Source organism: Streptomyces incanus (assembly GCF_042656345.1).
Lineage (GTDB): Bacteria > Actinomycetota > Actinomycetes > Streptomycetales > Streptomycetaceae > Streptomyces > Streptomyces incanus.
The window spans coordinates 59,103-79,296 of record NZ_JBHSPC010000015.1; the positions used below are offsets into that span (position 1 = coordinate 59,103).

The window sequence follows — 20,194 nt, forward strand, 5'->3', positions numbered from 1 at the left end:
CGTTCGGGTCGCTGGGTGGGGGTCCCCCCGTTCGAGTAAATTCGAGAACGGGGGAGGGTAGGCTCGCCCTTCTCAGCACCCGTACCACACCCGATCCGCAGCTAGGAGTACCAAGGGATGACGCCCGGCAGCAACGGCGCGAGCACGCCCGAGGACGACGACCCGTTCGGCTACCTCTACGCCGACGGGCAGGCCAACGGAGCCCAGCCGCCGTCCGGGGGCTACGGCTACCCGAACTCGGTCAACCGGGTGCGGGCGGTCGGCACGCGTCAGTACGGCCAGCAGGGCCCCGCGGCGCAGGCGCCGCAGCAGCAGGGAACGTACGGCCAGCCGAACGCGAACTACGCGGCACCGGAGACGCTGCCCGGCGCCGCCCCCACCGTCTCGTCGCAGCTTCCGGGCAACCGTGGTGGTTATGGCGGCGGTGGCCGGGGCCGCGGCCCGAACACCAAGGGCCTGCTCATCGGCGCCGTCGCGGTGGTCGCCGCGGTGGTCATCGGCATCAGCGTGGCCATGCTCAGCGGCGACGACAAGGACGACAAGGGCGAGAACCAGGCCGACGCGTCCCCCACCCAGAGCCAGACCAGCGAGCCCAGCCCGTCGGCGAGCGAGAAGGCGCCGGACGACGAGGTCGAGCTGCCGGCCCTCGACGCGAAGGCGCTCAGCCTGGACGGCGGGACCGTCGAGGCGTCGGAGATCAAGGGTGCGCAGGCCGAGGGCGGGGTCTATGTGGCGGGCTTCAACAAGGTGGGCGCGAAGGTCACCTGGACCGTCGACGGCATCAAGGAGTCCGACACGTATCGGCTGTATGTGCGCTACGGCATTCCGGGCGTGGATGCCGATGCCACGCTGGTGGTCAACGGCAAGGCCGACTCCCGTCCGTTGAGCATGAAGAACTTCGGCCACCTGCCCGAGGGGGACTGGGAGAAGGGCTGGCAGACCTCTTGGGCCAACGTGAACCTCAATAAGGGCACGAACACGATCGAGCTCGTCTGCAATGAGGGCAACCAATGCAACGCGAACCTCGATCAATTCTGGCTGACGGAGGATCCGCCGAGCTGACGCCATGGAAAACTGTGGTCGGCTTGGGGTGGAGAGGGCTGAAAAGGGTGGTGCCGCCGATTCGCCTTTCGGGGCATGCGGCGGCGGCGTCGTTCGTCTGCTGACCTTCAAAGCGTGGTGTCGTAGGGGCTGACGTCTCATGATCTCTGCGATATGCCGACCGCATGCGGTATGCGCAAGGCGGCGGGCTGGCCGACGGACGACGTGCTTTCCGCGATAAGTTGCGGTGGGAGGCGGTCGAGCGGGCCCGGCGAGGCGTTAAGAACACAGTCATCGCGCACACCTCGAAGGGACTTCCGATACTGGTGCGTCGGTGTTCTTCGACGCTACGGAGGCAGCGGGCCGTTCTTCAACGAGATTGCGGAGAATCGCGGAGGTTCACCCGAGGGCGTCAATAACCGCGCAGGGTACGCCTCAGGCCGCGCTGACCTCCCCTGTGATCACCACCCGCCCGAGCAGTTCCTCGTAAGCCCTCCGGTCGAACTCGCCCGCAACCGGCGCCATTACCGTCGCAGCTGACAACGCGACTGCTCGGACCAGGCGGTCCGGCCAGGGGAGGTTGGTGACCAGGCCCGAGAGCAGGCCCGCGACCAGGGAGTCGCCGGCGCCGGTGGGGTTGCCGCGCAGGCGGGCCGGTGGTGCGGCGCGCCAGCGGCCCTGAGGGGTCACCGCGAGCAGCCCCTGCGGGCCGAGGGAGGCGACCACCGCGCCGGCGCCGCGTCGGCGGGCGTCCTGGGTGGCGGTCAACGGCTCGTGGGAGCCGGTGAGTTCGGCCAGTTCCTCGGCGTTCGGCTTGACGATGTCGGGGCGTCCGGCGATGCCGCGGCGCAGCGGTGCCCCGCTGGTGTCGAGGAGGACGGGGACCTTGGCGGCGCGGGCGGTGCGGATCAGTCCCGCGTAGGCGCCGACCGGGACGCCCGGGGGCAGGCTGCCGCACAGGGCCACCGCCGAGACGCCTTTCAGCAGGTCCTCGTAGACCTCCTGGAAGGCGTGCCACTCGGCGGGGGAGACGACCGGGCCGGGCTCGTTGAGCTGGGTGGTGGTGCCGGAGCGTTCGTCGACCACGGCTGTGGTGCGCCGGGTCGTGCCGGACACCGGGAGCAGCGCGTCCGTCAGGCCCGGTATCCCGGTGAGCCTCTCGCGCAGGAGCCGTCCGGTGAGGCCGCCGGTGAAGCCGGTGACCGTCACCTCGTGGCCGAGGGCGGCGAGCACCCTGGCCACGTTGACGCCTTTGCCGCCGGGGCGTTCGGTCACCTCGGTGACCCGGTGGGAGGCGTCCGGGCGCAGGGCGGGGACGCGATAGGTGATGTCGAGAGCGGTGTTCAGTGTGACGGTGAGGATCACCGGGCCGGCCTCCCTCCGTCATGCCGGCCCTCGATCATGCCAAAGAGACGGCGGCCGGCCCACCCCCCGGTCGGGCCCCCGCAGCCCGGTGAGGGCCCGACCGGGGGGACGGATCAGCCCAGTTGGGGAGCGACCACCCAGGCGCCCCGGCGCATCACGCCCTTGAGGGTGAAGTCCGCGTCGAGGACCACCAGATCGGCGTCCTTCCCGGGTTCCAGGGAGCCGATCCTGTCGTCCATGCCCAGCAGCCGGGCCGGGTTGGCGGACAGGGCCGCGACCGCGTGCTCGACGGGCAGTTCGTCGACGGTCACCGCCCGCTTGAGGGCGCGGTCCAGGGTGAGCGTCGAGCCCGCGATGGAGCCGCCCTCCACCAGCCGGGCCACCCCGTCCGCGACCTCGACCTCCAGCGGGCCGAGCAGGTAGCGGCCGTCTCCGAAACCGGCCGCGTCCATCGCGTCCGTGACGAACGCCACCCGTCCGGGGCCCGCGTGGTGGAACGCCAACCGGAGGGCGGCCGGGTGCAGATGGGTGCCGTCGTTGATCAGTTCGACCGTGACCCGCTCGTCCTCCAGCAGGGCGGTGACCGGGCCGGGGGCGCGGTGGCCGAGCGTCGGCATCGCGTTGAACAGGTGGGTGGCGACCGTGGCGCCCGCGTCGATGGCCGCCACGGTCTGCTCGTACGTCGCGTCGGTGTGGCCGACGGCCGCGATCACGCCGTGTTCGGCCAGCAGGCGTACGGAGTCGAGGCCGCCGGGCAGTTCGGTGGCGAGGGTGACCATCTTCGCCCGGCCGTGGGCGGCGTCGATCAGTTTGCGGACCTCCGCCGGGTCGGGGTCGCGCAGCAGTGCCTCGGAGTGCGCGCCCTTGCGGCACGGCGAGATGAACGGGCCCTCGAAGTGGATGCCGGCGATGTCGCCCTGTTCGGCCAGCTCCGCCAGCAGGCCCGCGCGACGGACGAGGACGTCCATGTCGCCGGTGACGGTCGAGGCGACCAGGGTGGTGGTGCCGTGCAGGCGGTGGGTGTGGATGCCCTTGAGGACCTCGTCGACGGTCCCGGAGGGGAAGGAAGCGCCGCCGCCGCCGTGGTTGTGGAGGTCGACGAAGCCGGGGACCAGCCAGTGCCCGGCCAGGTCGAGCGTCTCGGCCCCGGCGGGCTCCGCCCCGGGGGGGACCCCCTCGACGATCCGGGTGCCCTCCACGGTCACACGGCCGTTGTCCACGGTCCCGGTGGGCAGTACCACCCGGGCACCGGTGAGAACCTTGGTGGGGGCCATCAGGTGGTTACCTCCGAGGGGTCAGTGGTGGTGAGGAGATCCCGGGCGAGGAGTCCCGCGCCCAGGCATCCGGCGGTGTCCCCGAGGGCCGCGGGGACCAGGGACGGCGGTTTCTGGAAGGTGATCCGCCGCCGGACGGCCTCCCGCAGCGGCGTGAACAAGGTTTCCCCGGCCTCGGCCAGCCCGCCACCGATGATCAGGGTGCGGGGGTCCAGCAGGGTGAGCGCGGTGACCAGCCCGTCGGCGAGCGCCTCGACCGCCTCCTGCCAGACCTTCCGGGCCCGTACGTCGCCCGAGGCCACGGCCCCGGCGCAGTGGGCCGCGTCCGCGCCCTCCTCGCCGCTGGCCGCCGCCCACGCCGCGCCGACGGCCGCCGCGGACGCGTACCGCTCCAGGCAGCCGCGCTGACCGCACGGGCAGGGGACGCCCCCGGGCCGTACGACGATGTGGCCGATCTCGCCCGCGAAGCCGTGCGCGCCCGCCTCCACCCGGCCGTCGATGCCGATGGCGCCCGCGATGCCGGTGCCCAGCGGCACGAACAGGAACCGGTCGGCGCCCCGGCCCGCCCCGATGCGGCCCTCGGCGAGCCCGCCGGTGCGGACGTCGTGGCCGAGGGCGACCGGGATGCCGCCGAGCCGTTCCGCGAGCAGCGCGCGCAGCGGGAGGTCGCGCCAGCCGAGGTTGGCGGAGTAGACGGCGACGCCCCGCCTCTCGTCGACGATGCCGGGGACGGCGAGGCCGGCGGCGGACGCGGGCTCGCCGAGGTGCTCGGCGCCGTGGGCGAGGAGGTCGGCGGCGAAGTCCAGGATTCCGGCGGCGGTCGCGTCCGGGCCGCGCTCGCGCGCGGTGGCCCGGCGGGCCCGGTGCAGCAGCGTGCCGTCCGCTCCGACCAGGGCGGCCTTCATCCCGGTGCCGCCCACGTCGAGGGCGATGACATGTTCCACGGGGGACAGTGTGGCCCCGGGACCCGCAAGAGGTCTAGTCCACTTACGTGGTGGAGACCTTGATCCGATGATCGGAAATCTTTCGGAGCGGATGGCGCGGAGCGCCGGATTCGGAGCGGAAAACAGTGCGGCGGCGGAGCTCGGCGAGGACGAGCGGCTCGGATTCTCCCGCGAGTACGACCTGCTGCCGGTCACCACCTCCGCGTCCCGCGTGACGGACGAGTCCGCGGAGGACAAGAAGCTCCAGCTCTTCCTCGACCGGTTGCCGACCGCGGAGCTCTACCCGGTCGGCAACACCTCCTGGGCCGACGTCAACGCGGCCATCAAGCAGCGGATCGGCAAGGCCGTGACCCCGAAGGGCAGCCCCGAGGGCGTGCTGGGCGGACTCCAGGCGACCGCCACCAGCGCGGAGAGCGCGCAGTAGGGCACATGCCCGCCGCCTGCGGACCGGCTGTCAGCGGCGGCGGTTACCGTGCGGGTATGGACCAGGGCCGAGGTATGGACGAGGAGCAGGAACAGGGGCAGGGGCAGGAGCGGCTGGCACGGCGTGAGCGGGACGTCATTGCGCTGGAGCGCCGCGGCTTCCTCGGCCCCGGCGCGAAGGAGCGGGCGATCCGCGAGGAGCTGGGCCTGTCCCCGGTGCGCTACTACCAGCTCCTCAACGCCCTGCTCGACGACCCCCGCGCCCTGGCCCACGACCCGGTCACCGTGAACCGGCTCCGACGCGTCCGCGAGTCCCGCCGCACGGAACGCTGAACGCGGGCCGCCGGCGGGGCGGCCGTCGCCGGCCGGTGCCGTCAGCCGTCATCGTCGGCAGGTCGGCAGGTCAGTCGGTCGGCCGGTTCTGCGGGGCCAGGGCCCGCGCCAGCGCCCCGAGCAGGTGGACGACGCCCTCGGGGCCGTCGACCACCACGTCCGCGCGGTCCCGCAGCTCCGTGACCTCGTCGCTGCCGCTGCACACCAGCACGCCGGGGACGCCGGCCGAGCGGAGTTCGTCGACGGCGGCGTAGGCGGGGAGGTCGCCCAGGTCGTCGCCCGCGTAGAGGACGGACCCGGCGCCGATCTCGCGGGCGTACTCCGCCAGGGCGACCCCCTTGTCCATGCCCGGCGGACGCAGTTCCAGGACCATGCGGCCGGGCTCGACGACCAGCCCGTGCCGGTGCGCCAGGCCGGTCAGCGGCTCGCGCAGTGCCTCGAGGGCGGCCTGGGGGTCGGCGGCCCTGCGGGTGTGGACGGCCACCGCGCGGCCCTTCTCCTCGGTCCAGGTGCCCTCCGGGGCGTCGGCCCGGTCGAGCAGCCCCGGCAGTTCCGCGCGGACGGCGGCGACCCCGGGGTGCGGGGCGGGCGCGGTGATCTCACCGGTGGCGGCGTCCCAGCGCTCGGTGCCGTAGTGGCCGAGGACGACGAGGTGCTCCAGGCCGGGGACGTCCGCGAAGCCGCCGTGCCGCACCGCGACCGCGGGCGGCCGGCCGGTGACCACCGCCACGGAGGCCACCCGCGGGGCGAGCGCGGCGAGCGCGCGTACCGTGCCGGGATGGGCGCGGGCCTGCTCGGGGTCGGGCACGATCGGCGAGAGCGTCCCGTCGAAGTCGAGGGCGATCAGCGCCTTCCCCGGCTGCGCGAGCAGCGCGTCGAGCCCGTCCCGCCCGGCCCGCGTGGCGGGCACCGGCAGGGGGGCGGAGGCGCCGACGCCACCGGCGTCGGGGTGCATGGCGTTCGGGTCCGTGGAATCCGTAGAGCTGCCCATACCGCCAACCTATCCACGCCCGCCCGTCCGCACGCATACGTGACCGGCCGTTCAGAGGCGGAGGGGGCGGCCGGGAAGCGGCGGGCGGCCGGGAGGGGGCGGCCGGTTCCGGTGAGCTGAGTCGGAAGGCTTTCCGCGGATCGCCGGCCGCGGTTCGTCCGCCGGCTCCGGCGGCGCTCACGAACACCGCCGGCCCCAGCCTCTCCCGGCCGCCGCCGGTGACGCACCGGGCATCCGGCGGGAACCGCCCGCGAACCTCCGGCTCAGGTCACCGGCCTCCGTCCCGCAGCGCGTTCAGCTGGTCCAGGAACCACTGCTGCGGCGGCAGCGCCGTCGCCGCCTCGGCCAGGCGTTTGGCGCGCTCGGTGCGCTCCTCCGGGCGCATCGAGAGTCCTTCGTGCAGGGCCCGTGCCGTGTCGACCACGTCGTACGGGTTGACGGCGATCGCGTCCTCGCCCAGTTCCTCGTAGGCGCCCGCCTCCCGGGACAGGACCAGCGCGCAGCCCCGGTCGGACAGGATCGGGATCTCCTTGGCGACCAGGTTCATCCCGTCCCGGATGGGGTTGACCAGCGCCACGTCGGCCAGCCGGTACGCGGCCAGGGAGCGCGCGAAGTCGTCCTTGACGTGCAGGACGACGGGCCGCCAGCCCGGGGTCCCGTACCGCTCGTTGATCTCCTCGGCGACCCGCTGCACCTCGGCCGTGTATTTGCGGTACACGGCGAGATCCTGCCGGGAGGGATAGGCGAAGGCGACGTGCACGACGCGTTCGCGCCACTCGGGGCGGTCGTCGAGGAGCTGCCGGTACGCGAGCAGGCCGCGCACGATGTTCTTCGACAGCTCGGTCCGGTCGACCCGGACGACGGCCTTGCGCGGGGTCCCCTCGGGGGCCGTGCCGATCTCCTCGCGGAGCGCGAGGATCCGCTCCTCGACGTCCGCCTCGTGCGCGCGGCCGCGCAGGAAGTCCGCGTCGGCGCCCAGCCCGTGCACCCCGATCGCGGTCTGTCCGAGCCCGCCCGCGAACTGCTCGCAGCACGCGGTGAAGGCGTCCGCCCAGCGGTGGGTCAGGAAGCCGAGCCGGTCCGCGCCCAGCATCCCGCGCAGCACCTGCCCGGCGATGTCGTCGGGCAGCATCCGGAAGTACTCCGGCGGGGCCCACGGCGTGTGCGAGAAGTGGCCGATGCGCAGGTCGGGGCGGAGCTCCCGGAGCAGCCCCGGCACCAGCGTCAGGTGGTAGTCCTGCACCACGACCGCGGCCCCCTGCGCCGCCTCCTCGGCCAGCGCCTCGGCGAACGCCCGGTTGTAGGCCTCGTAGGACGCCCACTGCCGGCGGAACTCCGCGTCGAAGACGGGCTCCAGCGGCGTCTGGTACAGCATGTGGTGCACGAACCACAGCACCGAGTTCGCGATGCCGTTGTACGCGTCGGCGTGCACGTCCGCGGGGATGTCCAGCATCCGCACGCCGGCCTCGCCGACCCCGCGCCGCACGGCCTCGCGGTCGCCGTCGGACAGCGCTGAGCACACCCACAGCGACTCCGCGTCCGATCCGATCGCCGACAGCCCGGACACCAGCCCGCCGCCGCCTCGTCTGGCCCGCAGCGAACCGTCCTCGTCCACCGCGTACGAAACGGGGCCGCGGTTCGACGCGACCAGCACCCGAGCACCCTGACCAGCCTGCATGGAAGCCATACGCCTCAACCTAGCCCGCCTCCGAAACGCTCAAACGTACGGATCAGCCGTATGCGGACCGGTGGATCGGCCGTATACGCCCGGACGTGCCCGGAACGCCAGGTCAGGGGCTGCGGCGAGGGCTGCGGCAGGGGCCGCGGGCCGTCGCGGTCAGGCCACCCGGCGGGACCGGTACTCGGCTATGTCCGTCATCGGGGGCCGTTCCTCCGTGTCCACCGGGTGGGTGCGGGGCTCGAAGCCGGCGCCGGTGCGTTCGAACTGGGTGAGCGCGGGGCGGACGTGGTGGCCGCGGGCCAGGCGGAGGTGGGCGGTGCGGTAGATCGCGGCGGCCATGCGGCCGAGGGCCTGGCCGTCCTGGTGGCGGTGCTTGCGGACGCCGACGTCGACCTGGGCGAGGGCGTCCAGGCCCACCAGGTGCAGGGCGTCGATCAGCATGCCCAGCTCGACGCCGTAGCCGACGGGGAAGGGCAGCCGTTCCAGGAGCGAGCGGCGGGCCGCGTACTCACCGCCGAGCGGCTGCACGAAGCCGGCCAGCCGCGGCCAGTGCAGGTTGAGCAGCGGGCGCGCCATCAGCTCCGTGACCCTGCCCCCCTGGCCGGCCGCGGAGCCCAGGGGCCGGTCGTACATGGCCTTCACCAACTGCACGTCCGGATCGGTGAGCAGGGGGCCGACGATGCCGGAGACGAACGCGGGGGAGAACTCCCTGAGGTCCGCGTCGACGAAGCAGACGATGTCCCCCCGGGTGACCAGCAGGGAGCGCCACAGCACCTCGCCCTTGCCGGGCACGGCGGGGATACGGGGCAGGATCGTGTCCCGGTGCACCACGGTCGCGCCCGCCGAGGCGGCCGCCTGGGAGGTGCGGTCGGTCGAGCCGGAGTCCACGACCACGATCTCGTCGACCAGCGGGACCCGCAGCATCAGTTCCTGCCGGATCGCCGTGACGATCCCGCCGACCGTGGCCTCCTCGTTGAGCGCGGGCAGCACCACGCTCACCGTCTGTCCCGTGGCGCGTTTCGCGGCCAGGAGGCGGTGCGTCGGGCGGTCGGTCACGGACCAGGAGCGGTCGGCCAGCCAGCGCTCGACTTCTTCCAGCACGGTCGGCGGCTCCTCACCTCTGCGCTCCATAACCCCTCTGGTCCATACTCCCGCGGCCCGTACTACGGCGGCCCGTACTACGGCGGCCCGTACTACGGCGGCCCGTACTACGGCGGCCCGTACTCCGGCGGCCCGTACCCCTGTGATCCATGCCCCTGTGACCCGTCTCGCGGTTCGGACGTGCTCTCTCCACCGTCCTGGCCTTCGGTTACAGTCTTGAACAACGCGGATGAACCCCGCACATCGGGGGTCGCGACCCTCTCCGGTCCTCATCCGCGCCGTACGACCGCACGACCCACAACCGCACGACACAACCGCATACAGCTCATCCAGAGGGGCAGAGGGAAACGGCCCGATGAAGCCCCGGCAACCCTCCAGCCGGTTCTCGTAGATCACCGTCGATCGACGATCACAGCGCATTGCGGCGTTCACCGCGCATCGCAGTGGATCGCGTCGCTGATCGTCCTCGCGAGGCTCCCGGCTAGGGAAGGTGCCAAATCCGTCTCACGGCGAGATGCGTCGTGAGGAAGATGAGGAGAAAGGGCCTCGCCTCACATGGCTGTGCAGACCGTTGAAAGCACCACCGAATCCGCCGCGCCCTCCGTCGATCTCGGACCCGCCGCCGCGCTGTCCTGCCGCGAGTGCGGCCACCGCGTGCCGCTCGGTCCCGTCTTCGCCTGCCAGGAGTGTTTCGGCCCGCTGGAGATCGCCTACGACTTCTCGGGCCACGACACCGAGGAACTGCGCCGGCGCATCGAAGCGGGCCCCGCGAACATCTGGCGCTACGCGCCCCTGCTGCCCGTCCCCGCCGACGTGGCGACCAAGCCGAACATCAACCCCGGCTGGACCAAGCTCGTCCAGGCCGACAACCTCGCCCGCGAACTCGGCGTCACCGGCGGCCTGTACGTCAAGGACGACTCCGGCAACCCGACGCACTCCTTCAAGGACCGGGTCGTCGCCCAGGCCCTGGAGGCCGCCCGCGCCTTCGGCTTCACCACCCTCTCCTGCTCCTCCACGGGCAACCTCGCCGGCGCCGTCGGCGCCGCCGCCGCCCGCGCCGGCCTGCGCTCCTGCGTGTTCATCCCGCACGACCTGGAGCAGGGCAAGGTCGTCATGGCCGCCGTCTACGGCGGGGAGCTCGTCGGCATCGAGGGCAACTACGACGACGTGAACCGCTTCTGCTCCGAACTGATCGGCGACCCGGCCGGCGAGGGCTGGGGCTTCGTCAACGTCAACCTGCGGCCGTACTACGCCGAGGGCTCCAAGACCCTCGCGTACGAGATCTGCGAGCAGCTCGGCTGGCGGCTGCCCGACCAGATCGTCGTTCCCATCGCCTCCGGCTCGCAGCTCACGAAGATCGACAAGGGGCTGCGGGAGCTGATCGAGCTCGGCCTCGTCGAGGACAGGCCGTACAAGATCTTCGGTGCCCAGGCGGAGGGCTGCTCGCCGGTGTCGACCGCGTACAAGGCGGGCCACGACGTCGTCCGGCCGCAGAAGCCGAAGACCATCGCCAAGTCGCTCGCCATCGGCAACCCCGCCGACGGCCCGTATGTCCTGGACATCGCGCGCCGCACCGGCGGCGCGGTGGAGGACGTGACGGACGAACAGGTCGTGGAGGCCATCAGGCTGCTCGCCCGGACCGAGGGCATCTTCGCCGAGACCGCGGGCGGCGTGACCGTCGGCGTCACGAAGAAGCTGATCGAGAACGGCGACCTGGACCCGGCCCTGACCACCGTCGTGCTCAACACCGGCGACGGTCTCAAGACGCTGGACGCGGTGGCCGACACCGGCCTGACCGCGACCATCCGTCCCAGCCTGGAGTCGTTCCGAGAGGCCGGCCTCGCCTGACCTCCTCTTTGGAGCCCGGGGGAGGCCGGCGGCCGGCCGGCGGGCTTCCCGCTTCACGGCCGGGGGCCGCCCCGGGACGCATCCAAGCCGAGGTCCTGCGCCGGCTCCACAGGCCGAAGCCGCCGGCCCGGCGGCCGAAACGTAGAGAATCTTCATCGTCACTGGAGGTCAAGTCGCATGAGCGTGACCGTTCGCATCCCCACCATCCTGCGCACCTACACCGGCGGCAAGGCCGAGGTCGGCGCCGAGGGTGCCACTCTCGGCGACGTCATCGCCGACCTGGAGAAGAACCACACCGGGATCGCCGCCCGGGTCCTCGACGACCAGGGCAAGCTGCGCCGATTCGTCAACGTCTACGTCAACGACGACGACGTCCGCTTCGAGCAGGGCCTGGACACCGCGACCCCGGACGGCACGGGGGTGTCGATCATCCCGGCCGTCGCCGGCGGCTGATCATTACCTTCGGTAATCACCCTTACCGAGCGTTCACCGAATTGCCCCCTCCGCGAGAGAAGCGGAGGGGGCAATTCCGTGGGATTGAACACGATAGAGTCGGGGAACACGGTCCCGATTTCCCCATCGGGAACCATTAATTCCTGCCGCCCGCCCGACTGGATGTAGCCAAAGTCTGGGCTCCTTCCGCGGCTTTTGCGATGTTTGCCCGGTCTGACTTGCCCTGAAATCGGGCGAATTCCCGTCACATTCCGGACCGGCGACGTCGAGATTTCTCGTCCGATTGACCTGTTGCAGAGGGCAGTTGGGCAGATACATTCAGCCGCGGTCGACGCGTTCCGGCGCACGCCCCCAACCGTTTGGGGAGTGAGGTCTGACCCGGATCCGCGAAGTGCGGATCTGTGCAAGGGCCAGTAATAGGGGAGTTAGGCATGGCTCAGGGCACCGTCAAGTGGTTCAACGCGGAGAAGGGGTACGGCTTCATCGCGGTCGACGGTGGTGCGGATGTTTTCGTCCACTACAGCGCGATCCAGATGGACGGCTACCGCACCCTTGAAGAGGGCCAGCGGGTCGAGTTCGAGATCTCGCAGGGCCAGAAGGGCCCGCAGGCCGACATGGTTCGCGTCACCGCCTGAACGCGCTACCAGCAACCACGAGAATTTTCCTGCCAGCGAAGGGCTCGTGTCTCCGGGGTCACCCCGGGGGCGCGAGCCCTTCGCCTTGCCCCGGGCCCGTCCCGCCGCTCGCCCTGGGGATCCGGGGGTGTGTCCGGCCCGCTGTCCGTCTTGTCCGGGGTGTTCGCGGGTGGCTGAGTCACCTGCCGATCCTCGAAGGCGCTTGCACTCGCATGGGTCGAGTGCTAATCATTGCGTTAGCACTCTGAAGGTGAGAGTGACAACGTAAGGACCGGGTCGGTGAGGCCCGCGGGCCGGTGGAGCAAGGAACCACCGGGTCTGTGAGCCGTCCGTCGCGGGCGCGGGCGCGGTCCTGGAGTCATCACCCCCAGTCCTGGAGGGACCACTTCACATGGCCAAGATCATCGCGTTCGACGAGGAGGCGCGGCGCGGCCTCGAGCGCGGCATGAACCAGCTCGCGGACGCCGTCAAGGTGACGCTCGGCCCCAAGGGCCGCAACGTCGTCCTCGAGAAGAAGTGGGGCGCCCCCACGATCACCAACGACGGCGTGTCCATCGCCAAGGAGATCGAGCTCGAGGACCCGTACGAGAAGATCGGCGCCGAGCTGGTCAAGGAAGTCGCCAAGAAGACGGACGACGTCGCCGGTGACGGTACGACCACCGCGACCGTTCTCGCCCAGGCCCTGGTCAAGGAGGGCCTGCGCAACGTAGCCGCCGGCGCCAACCCGATGGCCCTCAAGCGCGGTATCGAGAAGGCCGTCGAGGCCGTCTCCGGTGCCCTGCTGGAGCAGGCGAAGGACGTCGAGACCAAGGAGCAGATCGCCTCCACGGCCTCCATCTCCGCCGCCGACACCCAGATCGGCGAGCTCATCGCCGAGGCCATGGACAAGGTCGGCAAGGAAGGCGTCATCACCGTCGAGGAGTCCCAGACCTTCGGTCTGGAGCTGGAGCTCACCGAGGGTATGCGCTTCGACAAGGGCTACATCTCGGCGTACTTCGCCACCGACATGGAGCGTATGGAGGCGTCGCTCGACGACCCGTACATCCTGATCGCCAACTCCAAGATCGGCAACGTCAAGGACCTGCTGCCGCTCCTGGAGAAGGTCATGCAGTCGGGCAAGCCGCTGCTGATCATCGCCGAGGACGTCGAGGGCGAGGCCCTGTCGACCCTGGTCGTCAACAAGATCCGCGGCACCTTCAAGTCCGTCGCGGTCAAGGCCCCGGGCTTCGGCGACCGCCGCAAGGCCATGCTCGGCGACATCGCCATCCTCACGGGCGGCGAGGTCATCTCCGAGGAGGTCGGCCTCAAGCTGGAGAACGCCACGGTCGACCTCCTGGGCAGGGCCCGCAAGGTCGTCATCACCAAGGACGAGACCACCATCGTCGACGGTGCCGGCTCGGCCGACCAGGTCCAGGGCCGCGTGAACCAGATCCGCGCCGAGATCGAGAACAGCGACTCGGACTACGACCGCGAGAAGCTGCAGGAGCGCCTGGCGAAGCTCGCCGGCGGTGTCGCGGTCATCAAGGCCGGTGCCGCCACCGAGGTCGAGCTCAAGGAGCGCAAGCACCGCATCGAGGACGCCGTTCGCAACGCGAAGGCGGCCGTCGAGGAGGGCATCGTCGCCGGTGGCGGCGTGGCCCTGCTCCAGGCCTCCCAGGTGTTCGAGAAGCTGGAGCTCGAGGGAGACGAGGCGACCGGCGCCCAGGCCGTGAAGCTCGCGCTCGAGGCCCCGCTGAAGCAGATCGCCGTCAACGCCGGCCTCGAGGGCGGCGTCGTGGTGGAGAAGGTGCGCAACCTGACCCCGGGTCACGGCCTGAACGCCGCGACCGGCGAGTACGTCGACCTGATCAAGGAAGGCATCATCGACCCGGCCAAGGTGACGCGTTCCGCGCTGCAGAACGCCGCGTCGATCGCCGCGCTGTTCCTGACCACCGAGGCCGTCATCGCCGACAAGCCGGAGAAGGCCGGCGCGGCCGCTCCGGGCGGCATGCCGGGCGGTGACATGGACTTCTGAGCCTGATTCACCTCAGGTTCGGACCCGGTCCGTCGGTACCGAGGGCGGCACTTCCTGCACAGCAGGGGGTGCCGCCCTCGGGCGTCTTCGGACCGGCGGGGCTCGGTCGGCGTAGCCCTTGAGCCTCTCGGTGTCGAGGGTGATGCTCACCGGGGGCGGGAGTTCGACGGTCGACCCCAGGGGGAGGACCGGGACTGCTGGTAACGGCCGTCCTTCGGCTCGCTGTGGACGACGGTGTGGTGGTCCCGGTCGACGAGGAGGTAGACGGGGATGTCTGCTCCCGCGTAACCGACGGGCTTGTCGACGCGGTCACGCCGGTCGGTGTCGGTGTCGGTGTCGGTGTCGGTGTCGGTGTCGCGGTGGTGGGAGGTGATCTCCACCGTCATGAGGGAGCCGTCAGCAGCGGACCACTCGCCGTCTCCCCTGAAGTGGTCCATGGGAACGAGAGTGCCGTCCGTTCGGGCGCGGCCCTTGCGACAGGCCCCGGCCCTGAGACCGGACTCGGGTACGAGGTCCAAGTCGGACCGTTGTCGCATGCACTGGCGCAGCAGCCACATGAAGATCGACCGGTGGTTGCCGTCCGGCATGCCCTTGACCTCTACCCTTCCGTTGACGTATTCCAGCCGCACGGTTTCGGGCGCGGCCTCGGCCGGCTCCTCGAACTCCTCGACGTCGAGCGGCCCGTGCCGGATGCACAGCCGGCCGCCGAGGAACTCCAGCCGGTTAAGGTCCTCGGCGGGCGCATCGACGAGCTCGTACCGTACGACGCGGCGACGCTCAAGACGCTGAGCTGAGCTGAGCCCCGGAGGCGGGGAGCCGGCGCGCGCGTCCCGCAGGGCGTGTGCGCCGGCTCCCCGCCTCTTTTCTCCCTGCGCGGCTTCCCGCTTCGGCCACTCAAGCCCGCTCCGAGCCCGCTCCAGGCCCGCTGCAAGCTCGCTCCCGGTGTCTCGTTCCCGGTGTCCGTTCCATGGCGACAAGACCGGCTAAAAGGCCCGGCCACATTAAGTTGCTTAACTCAATTAAGTTACATAAGGTTGCCCAAGTCAATTAGAACTGAGCCACGACGGAGAGCTCCCTCATGTCCGACGCACCCACCCGGCCCGCCGCGGCCGGGGAATCCGCGCCGCCCAAATCCAACGCCGTGGTGGCCGTACTGGCCTTCAGCGGCATCGTCGTCTCGCTGATGCAGACCCTGGTCATCCCGATCGTGGGGCAGCTGCCGACGTACCTGAACGCCTCGGCGTCGGACACCGCCTGGGCCATCACCGCGACCCTGCTCGCCGCGGCCGTCGCGACGCCGGTCATGGGGCGCCTCGGCGACATGTACGGCAAGCGGCGCATGCTCCTGCTCAGCATGAGCATGCTGATCGTCGGCTCCGTGGTCGCCGGACTCAGCGACAGCCTGACCCCGATGATCGTCGGCCGCGCCCTGCAGGGCCTCGCGTCCGGTGTGATCCCGCTCGGCATCAGCATCCTGCGCGACGAACTCCCCGCCGAGCGGCTGGGATCGGCGACCGCGGTGATCAGCGCCTCGCTCGGTGTCGGCGGCGCCCTCGGCCTGCCAGCCGCCGCGCTCATCGCCGACAACTTCGACTGGCACGCGCTGTTCTGGACCTCGGCGGCCCTCGGCGTCGTCGCGCTCGCCCTGGTGGTCGTCCTCGTACCGGAGTCGAAGGTGCGCACCGGCGGCCGGTTCGACGTACCCGGCGCGATCGGGATGGCGGCCGGCCTGATGTGCCTGCTGCTCGCGATCTCCAAGGGCGCCGACTGGGGCTGGGGGAGCGGCACCACGCTCGGCCTGTTCGCGGCGGCCGTCGTCATCCTGGTGGCCTGGGGCTTCTACGAGCTGCGCGTCACCGAGCCGCTGGTGGACCTGCGGGTCTCGGCCCGCCCCCAGGTGCTGGTGACCAACGCCGCCTCGGTGGCGATCGGCTTCGCGATGTTCTCCATGTCCCTGGTCATCCCGCAACTGCTCCAGCTCCCGGAGCAGACCGGCTACGGCCTGGGCAAGTCGCTGCTGACGGCCGGCCTGGTCATGGCCCCGTCCGGCCTGGTGATGATGGCGCTGGCCCCGGTCTCCGCCCTCGTCTCCCGCGCCAAGGGGCCGAAGGTGACGCTGATGATCGGCGCCCTGATCGTCGCCGTCGGCTACGGGCTGAACGTCGTCCTCATGGCCGAGGTGTGGCACTTCGTGCTGGCGTCCTGTGTCATCGGCGCCGGTATCGGTTTCTGCTACGGGGCGATGCCCGCGCTCATCATGGGTGCCGTGCCCGCCTCCGAGACGGGTTCCGCGAACAGCCTCAACACCCTGATGCGGTCCCTGGGCACGTCCGTCGCCAGCGCCGTCGCCGGTGTCGTCCTGGCCCAGATGACCACGCGGCTCGGTTCGTTCGCGGTGCCGTCCGAGGACGCCTTCCGTACGGTGCTGGCGCTCGGCTCGGGTGCCGCGCTCGTCGGGTTCGTCGTGGCGGCCTTCATCCCGCGCCGGCGCCCGGAGGGTCCGGCCGCGGCGCGTGCGGAGAGCGCGGAGAACTCGACCGGGGAAGGGACCGAGTCCGCCGAGGTTCCGGCAGCCAAGGCGTAGCCACAGGGCCGCGGGGGTACGGGGGCGCGGGCTTACGGATTCCCGGTCGGCTCGCCGCCGGCCCGGACCGTGGTGCCCCACACGCGCAGTACCTCGTAGTCGGTGAACTCGAGCAGCAGCCGGTACGCCATGGCGGGCCGGGGCCCGCGCCGCTCGGCCGCGATGAACAGTTCGGCCTCGCGCCGGTCGCGGCGCGGGGTGCCGCACAACTGCCACGCCTGACCGTTCCACAGCTCCGGCAGCCAGCGCTGCTGGGGCTGGGGGCGGTCGCTGTGCATTCCGTACCGGGACGGTACGGGCCCGGTGGGCGCGTGCTGGGGAGCCGGCCCGTTGAACTCGGCGCGGCGGGCCGTACGGCGCCGGGTCTCGCACAGCAGGCACAGGTCGGGGGCGCTCTCGTCGACCGGGCCGGTGGGGTGCTCGGGGCAGCGCGTGCTGGGCACCGCCGTGCTGACGCTCTCCTCCAACCGGTCCAGCGCGCGTTTCAGGTCCGCCCGGACCTCGTGCAGCTTGGCGTCCGGGGAGTCCCCGGACAGGGCCTCGCCGTGCTCACCGAGGACGCGCAGGGCGCGGCCCAGGGCGGTGAGCTGCGCGTGGTTCATGGTCGCCTCCGGAGTGGGGTGGGCGGGTCCAGTATCCCAGGCCCGGATGCGAGGCGTCCGGGCCCGGGTCAGCCCGTGGCGTCCTGCGGTCCCGGTGCCTGTGCCAGTGCGGTGCGCAGGTGGCCGTGGGAGCCGGTGAGGAGACGGGCCGCGGTCGGACCGTCCACGTCGGCCAGCAGGACCAGGATGGCGTTCTTCACCTCGCCGTCCGTGGCGGCCAGGGCGCGCTCGATGTCGGCGTCCGCCGCCCCCGTCGCGAGGGCGACGATACGGCGGGAGCGGGCGCGCAGCTTCTCGTTGGAGGCGCGCACGTCGACCATCAGGTTCCCGTACGTCTTGCCCAGCCGGATCATCGTGATCGTCGAGATCATGTTGAGGACGAGCTTCTGGGCGGTGCCGGCCTTGAGACGGGTGGAGCCGGCCAGCAGCTCCGGGCCGACGACCACCTCGATGCCGTGCGCGGCCGCGGCGGCGAGCGGGCTGCCCGCGTTGCAGGCGAGGCCCACCGTCAGGGCGCCCCGCGCGCGGGCGTGCGTGACGGCGCCGACGGCGTACGGCGTGCGCCCGGAGGCGGAGACGCCGACCACCGTGTCGTCGGCGGTCAGGACCAGCGCGTCCAGGTCGGCCGCGGCCAGCTCCGCGGAGTCCTCGGCGCCCTCGACCGAGGTGACCAGGGCGCCGGGGCCGCCCGCGATCAGGCCGACGACCTGGCCGGGGTCGGTGTTGAAGGTCGGCGGGCACTCGGAGGCGTCCAGGACGCCCAGCCGGCCGGCGGTTCCCGCGCCCGCGTAGACCAGCCGGCCGCCCCGGGCCATCCTCTCGGCCACGGCGTCGATCGCGGCGGCGATCGCGGGCAGCCGCTCGGCCACGGCGGCGGCGACGGTGGCGTCCTCGCCGTTCATCAGCCGGGCGATGCCGAGGGTGGGCAGCCGGTCGACGTCCGCCAGCTCCGGACGGAACGCCTCGGTGGTCAGGGTCTCCAACTCGGCACGGAGCGTACGGGGTCGGGGCGTGTCGGGCGTGTCGGGCGCGGAGGACTCGGACGTGTGGGTCATGGAACGGCTTTCTCCGGTCTGTCCGGTGCGGGAGCTGTGGTGGGGGCGGAGCCGCGGCTAGCGGGAACCGCTCCGGTGCCGGTGGGCCAGTGCCTCGTACGACGCGGACAGCGCGGGGGCGGCCGACTCGTAGGTGCGCTGGGCGATGCCCACGAACAGGCAGTCCACCACCAGGAGCTGACTGGTCCGGGACGACATCGCGGCCGGGCGCAGCTCGCTCTCACGGGCCGTGGACGTGGTCAGTACGTGGTCGGCGTACTGGGTGACGGGCCCGTCCGGCCGGCCGGTGACCGCGATGGTCGTCGCCCCGCGCTCGAAGGCGACCCGGAGCGGTTCGATGACGTCGCCGGTCGAACCGGAGTGCGTGATGGCGATGGCCACGTCACCGGCGCGCAGCTGCACCGCGTTGGTGACGGCGAGGTGCGGGTCGCTGGGGGCGTGGGCTATCAGCCCTATGCGCAGCAGCTTCTGGGTGAGGTCCTGGGCGACCAGGCCGGAGGCGCCGATGCCGTACACATCCGTCCGGCGGGCGCCGGCCAGGGCGGCGACGGCCGCGCCGAGCTGGACGGTGTCCAGTCCGGCGGCCGTGTCGGCGAGGGTCTGCTGCTCGTCGTAGGCGAGCTTCGCGACGACGTCGGCGATGGGGTCGTCCACCGCGATGTCGGTGGTGATGGCGGGGGCACGACCCGACTCCTGCTGGGCGGCGAGCCCGGCGAGGGCCAGGCGCAGGTCGCGGTAGCCGGGGTAGCCGAGCAGGCGGGCCGTGCGGACGACGGTGGCCTCGCTGGTGCCGGTGAGTTCGGCGAGGCCGGTGACCGTGAGGGCCGCGCAGCCGGCCGGGTCGCCCGCGACGGCCTCGGCGACCCGCTGCATGGAGCGGGTCATCGACGGCGCCAGCGTACGGACCTTGGCCGCGAGGGCGGCGGGAGCGGGCGGGGCCGGAGGGGTGGCCCGGGCGGACGGGGCGACGGCGGAACCGCCGGAGGCACCGGTGCCGCGCCGGTTCGCGAAAATTTCCTTCACATCCTGGGTCACCGTTGAAAGATATTTTCGTTTCGGTGGAGTGGTCAAGAGTGCGCACAATGGGGGCATGGACCCCCACGACGACCCCGACGAGCTTCACGGCGACCCCGACGGCACCGACGACACCCCCGTCGGCCCCGTCAGCTCTTTGGAGCAGGCCCTGCACGCGGCACGCGCCCTCGTGCTCGCCGACCTGGTCGCGCACGAGGTCGCCGAGGCGGAGATCGTCTCACTCGTCGAGGAGTCCGTGGCACAGCGCCGCTGGTGGGTCGAACAGTGGCCCCAGGGCGCCGAGTTCGTGGCCGGCCTGGTCGCCCAGGACGTGCAGGACGCCCTGCTGGAGCGGTACGGCCGCTGGCCGCTGTGCCCGGTGTGCGGCTCCGGCGACCCGCACGCGCTGGAGGTGGAACCGGAGCTGGGCCCCGACCCGCACTGGGTGTGCCATCAGTCGGGCGTGAAGGTCGCGGCGGTGGGCTCGCTGAGCGGGGCACCGGGCGGCGGGGCGGGCGGGGCGGCCCAGGCGTGACTGTGTACATCGACCCGCCCACCTGGCCGGGCCACGGCCGCCTCTGGTCCCACCTGGTCAGCGACGTCTCCTACGACGAACTGCACACCTTCGCCGCCGCCCTCGGCGTCCCCCGCCGCGCCTTCGAACGCGACCACTACGACATCCCCCAGCACCGGTACACGGACGTCGTGCTCGCCGGCGCGGTGGAGGTCAGCAGCCGCGAGGTGGTGCGGTTGCTGCACGGGGCGGGCCTGCGGGTGCGCAAGAGCGCGAGCCGAGCACGGTGACACGGTGCTGGTCGGCAGTGGCGGGGGAGGCC

At 71.9% G+C, this 20,194-nt stretch carries 21 protein-coding genes, 1 pseudogene and 1 riboswitch; of the genes and pseudogenes, 12 read left to right on the forward strand and 10 right to left on the reverse strand.

Annotated features, from left to right (window positions below):
• Positions 1-117 precede the first annotated feature (117 nt).
• Both ACFP2V_RS06080 and ACFP2V_RS38675 read left to right on the forward strand, forming a co-directional pair.
• Positions 118-1,062 (forward strand): carbohydrate-binding protein, encoded by a 945-nt coding sequence (locus ACFP2V_RS06080; RefSeq protein ID WP_381206573.1) that lies wholly within the window; start codon positions 118-120, stop codon positions 1,060-1,062.
• A gap of 164 nt (positions 1,063-1,226) precedes the next feature.
• Positions 1,227-1,340 (forward strand): annotated as a pseudogene (locus tag ACFP2V_RS38675) (IS630 family transposase); the annotation flags it as partial.
• Between the two features lie 136 nt (positions 1,341-1,476).
• On the opposite strand, the gene ACFP2V_RS06085 reads toward ACFP2V_RS38675, so the two are convergent.
• The 3 genes from ACFP2V_RS06085 to ACFP2V_RS06095 form a co-directional block, all read right to left on the reverse strand.
• The gene (locus tag ACFP2V_RS06085) at positions 1,477-2,406 is read right to left on the reverse strand and encodes a 1-phosphofructokinase family hexose kinase (RefSeq protein ID WP_381206576.1); all 930 of its coding nucleotides are present in this window, start codon (positions 2,404-2,406) and stop codon (positions 1,477-1,479) included.
• A 113-nt stretch (positions 2,407-2,519) separates the two neighbouring features.
• On the reverse strand, positions 2,520-3,680 hold the full coding sequence (gene nagA / locus ACFP2V_RS06090) for an N-acetylglucosamine-6-phosphate deacetylase (RefSeq protein ID WP_381206579.1): 1,161 nt from the start codon (positions 3,678-3,680) through the stop codon (positions 2,520-2,522).
• On the reverse strand, positions 3,680-4,624 hold the full coding sequence (locus ACFP2V_RS06095; protein WP_381206582.1) for an ROK family protein: 945 nt from the start codon (positions 4,622-4,624) through the stop codon (positions 3,680-3,682). Before ACFP2V_RS06095 ends, nagA begins: the two co-directional genes overlap by 1 nt.
• Before the next feature lie 67 nt (positions 4,625-4,691).
• Here ACFP2V_RS06095 and ACFP2V_RS06100 point away from each other — a divergent pair, with 67 nt between their 5' ends.
• Together ACFP2V_RS06100 and ACFP2V_RS06105 are read left to right on the forward strand one after the other, a co-directional pair.
• On the forward strand, positions 4,692-5,048 hold the full coding sequence (locus tag ACFP2V_RS06100; protein ID WP_381206585.1) for a hypothetical protein: 357 nt from the start codon (positions 4,692-4,694) through the stop codon (positions 5,046-5,048).
• Positions 5,049-5,104: 56 nt separating this feature from the next.
• Positions 5,105-5,380 (forward strand): DUF3263 domain-containing protein, encoded by a 276-nt coding sequence (locus ACFP2V_RS06105; protein WP_381206588.1) that lies wholly within the window; start codon positions 5,105-5,107, stop codon positions 5,378-5,380.
• A gap of 70 nt (positions 5,381-5,450) precedes the next feature.
• On the opposite strand, the gene otsB is transcribed toward ACFP2V_RS06105, so the two are convergent.
• From otsB to ACFP2V_RS06120, 3 genes are all read right to left on the reverse strand, one after another.
• Positions 5,451-6,371: a trehalose-phosphatase gene (gene otsB, locus ACFP2V_RS06110; protein ID WP_381206592.1), complete on the reverse strand. Its 921-nt coding sequence runs from the start codon at positions 6,369-6,371 to the stop codon at positions 5,451-5,453.
• A gap of 268 nt (positions 6,372-6,639) precedes the next feature.
• Complete coding sequence (locus ACFP2V_RS06115; protein ID WP_381207524.1) at positions 6,640-8,049, reverse strand: alpha,alpha-trehalose-phosphate synthase (UDP-forming); 1,410 nt, start codon at positions 8,047-8,049, stop codon at positions 6,640-6,642.
• 159 nt (positions 8,050-8,208) lie between these two features.
• Complete coding sequence (locus tag ACFP2V_RS06120) at positions 8,209-9,153, reverse strand: glucosyl-3-phosphoglycerate synthase (protein WP_381206595.1); 945 nt, start codon at positions 9,151-9,153, stop codon at positions 8,209-8,211.
• A 322-nt stretch (positions 9,154-9,475) separates the two neighbouring features.
• Positions 9,476-9,690, forward strand: a riboswitch (SAM riboswitch).
• Positions 9,691-9,708: 18 nt separating this feature from the next.
• On the opposite strand from ACFP2V_RS06120, the gene thrC reads away from it, so the two are divergent.
• From thrC to groL, 4 genes are all read left to right on the forward strand, one after another.
• Positions 9,709-11,001 carry a threonine synthase gene (gene thrC / locus ACFP2V_RS06125; protein ID WP_381206598.1) on the forward strand — a complete coding sequence of 431 codons (1,293 nt, stop codon included), beginning with the start codon at positions 9,709-9,711 and terminating at the stop codon, positions 10,999-11,001.
• Positions 11,002-11,178: 177 nt separating this feature from the next.
• Entirely contained in the window at positions 11,179-11,454 is a 276-nt protein-coding gene (locus ACFP2V_RS06130) for a MoaD/ThiS family protein (protein WP_381206601.1), read from the forward strand.
• 431 nt (positions 11,455-11,885) lie between these two features.
• A complete protein-coding gene (locus ACFP2V_RS06135; RefSeq protein WP_004986573.1) occupies positions 11,886-12,089 on the forward strand; it encodes a cold-shock protein in 204 nt (67 codons plus the stop codon).
• 391 nt (positions 12,090-12,480) lie between these two features.
• The gene (gene groL / locus ACFP2V_RS06140; protein WP_381206605.1) at positions 12,481-14,103 is read left to right on the forward strand and encodes a chaperonin GroEL; all 1,623 of its coding nucleotides are present in this window, start codon (positions 12,481-12,483) and stop codon (positions 14,101-14,103) included.
• 146 nt (positions 14,104-14,249) lie between these two features.
• On the opposite strand, the gene ACFP2V_RS06145 is transcribed toward groL, so the two are convergent.
• A complete protein-coding gene (locus ACFP2V_RS06145) occupies positions 14,250-14,732 on the reverse strand; it encodes a Uma2 family endonuclease (protein ID WP_381207527.1) in 483 nt (160 codons plus the stop codon).
• On the opposite strand from ACFP2V_RS06145, the gene ACFP2V_RS06150 reads away from it, so the two are divergent.
• Both ACFP2V_RS06150 and ACFP2V_RS06155 read left to right on the forward strand, forming a co-directional pair.
• A complete protein-coding gene (locus ACFP2V_RS06150; RefSeq protein ID WP_381207580.1) occupies positions 14,673-14,897 on the forward strand; it encodes a hypothetical protein in 225 nt (74 codons plus the stop codon). The genes ACFP2V_RS06145 and ACFP2V_RS06150 overlap by 60 nt on opposite strands.
• 284 nt (positions 14,898-15,181) lie before the next feature.
• On the forward strand, positions 15,182-16,687 hold the full coding sequence (locus ACFP2V_RS06155; protein WP_381206608.1) for an MFS transporter: 1,506 nt from the start codon (positions 15,182-15,184) through the stop codon (positions 16,685-16,687).
• Between the two features lie 32 nt (positions 16,688-16,719).
• Here ACFP2V_RS06155 and ACFP2V_RS06160 read toward each other — a convergent pair whose 3' ends face one another.
• From ACFP2V_RS06160 to ACFP2V_RS06170, 3 genes are all read right to left on the reverse strand, one after another.
• Positions 16,720-17,289, reverse strand: coding sequence for a hypothetical protein (locus ACFP2V_RS06160; protein ID WP_381206611.1), 570 nt, complete (start codon positions 17,287-17,289; stop codon positions 16,720-16,722).
• A 68-nt stretch (positions 17,290-17,357) separates the two neighbouring features.
• A complete protein-coding gene (gene murQ / locus ACFP2V_RS06165; protein WP_381206614.1) occupies positions 17,358-18,344 on the reverse strand; it encodes an N-acetylmuramic acid 6-phosphate etherase in 987 nt (328 codons plus the stop codon).
• A gap of 57 nt (positions 18,345-18,401) precedes the next feature.
• Complete coding sequence (locus tag ACFP2V_RS06170; protein WP_381206617.1) at positions 18,402-19,379, reverse strand: MurR/RpiR family transcriptional regulator; 978 nt, start codon at positions 19,377-19,379, stop codon at positions 18,402-18,404.
• Positions 19,380-19,434: 55 nt separating this feature from the next.
• On the opposite strand from ACFP2V_RS06170, the gene ACFP2V_RS06175 reads away from it, so the two are divergent.
• On the forward strand, positions 19,435-19,893 hold the full coding sequence (locus tag ACFP2V_RS06175; RefSeq protein ID WP_381206619.1) for a hypothetical protein: 459 nt from the start codon (positions 19,435-19,437) through the stop codon (positions 19,891-19,893).
• A complete protein-coding gene (locus ACFP2V_RS06180) occupies positions 19,890-20,162 on the forward strand; it encodes a DUF4031 domain-containing protein (protein WP_381206622.1) in 273 nt (90 codons plus the stop codon). The genes ACFP2V_RS06175 and ACFP2V_RS06180 overlap by 4 nt, the downstream gene beginning before the upstream one ends.
• Positions 20,163-20,194: the final 32 nt, after the last annotated feature.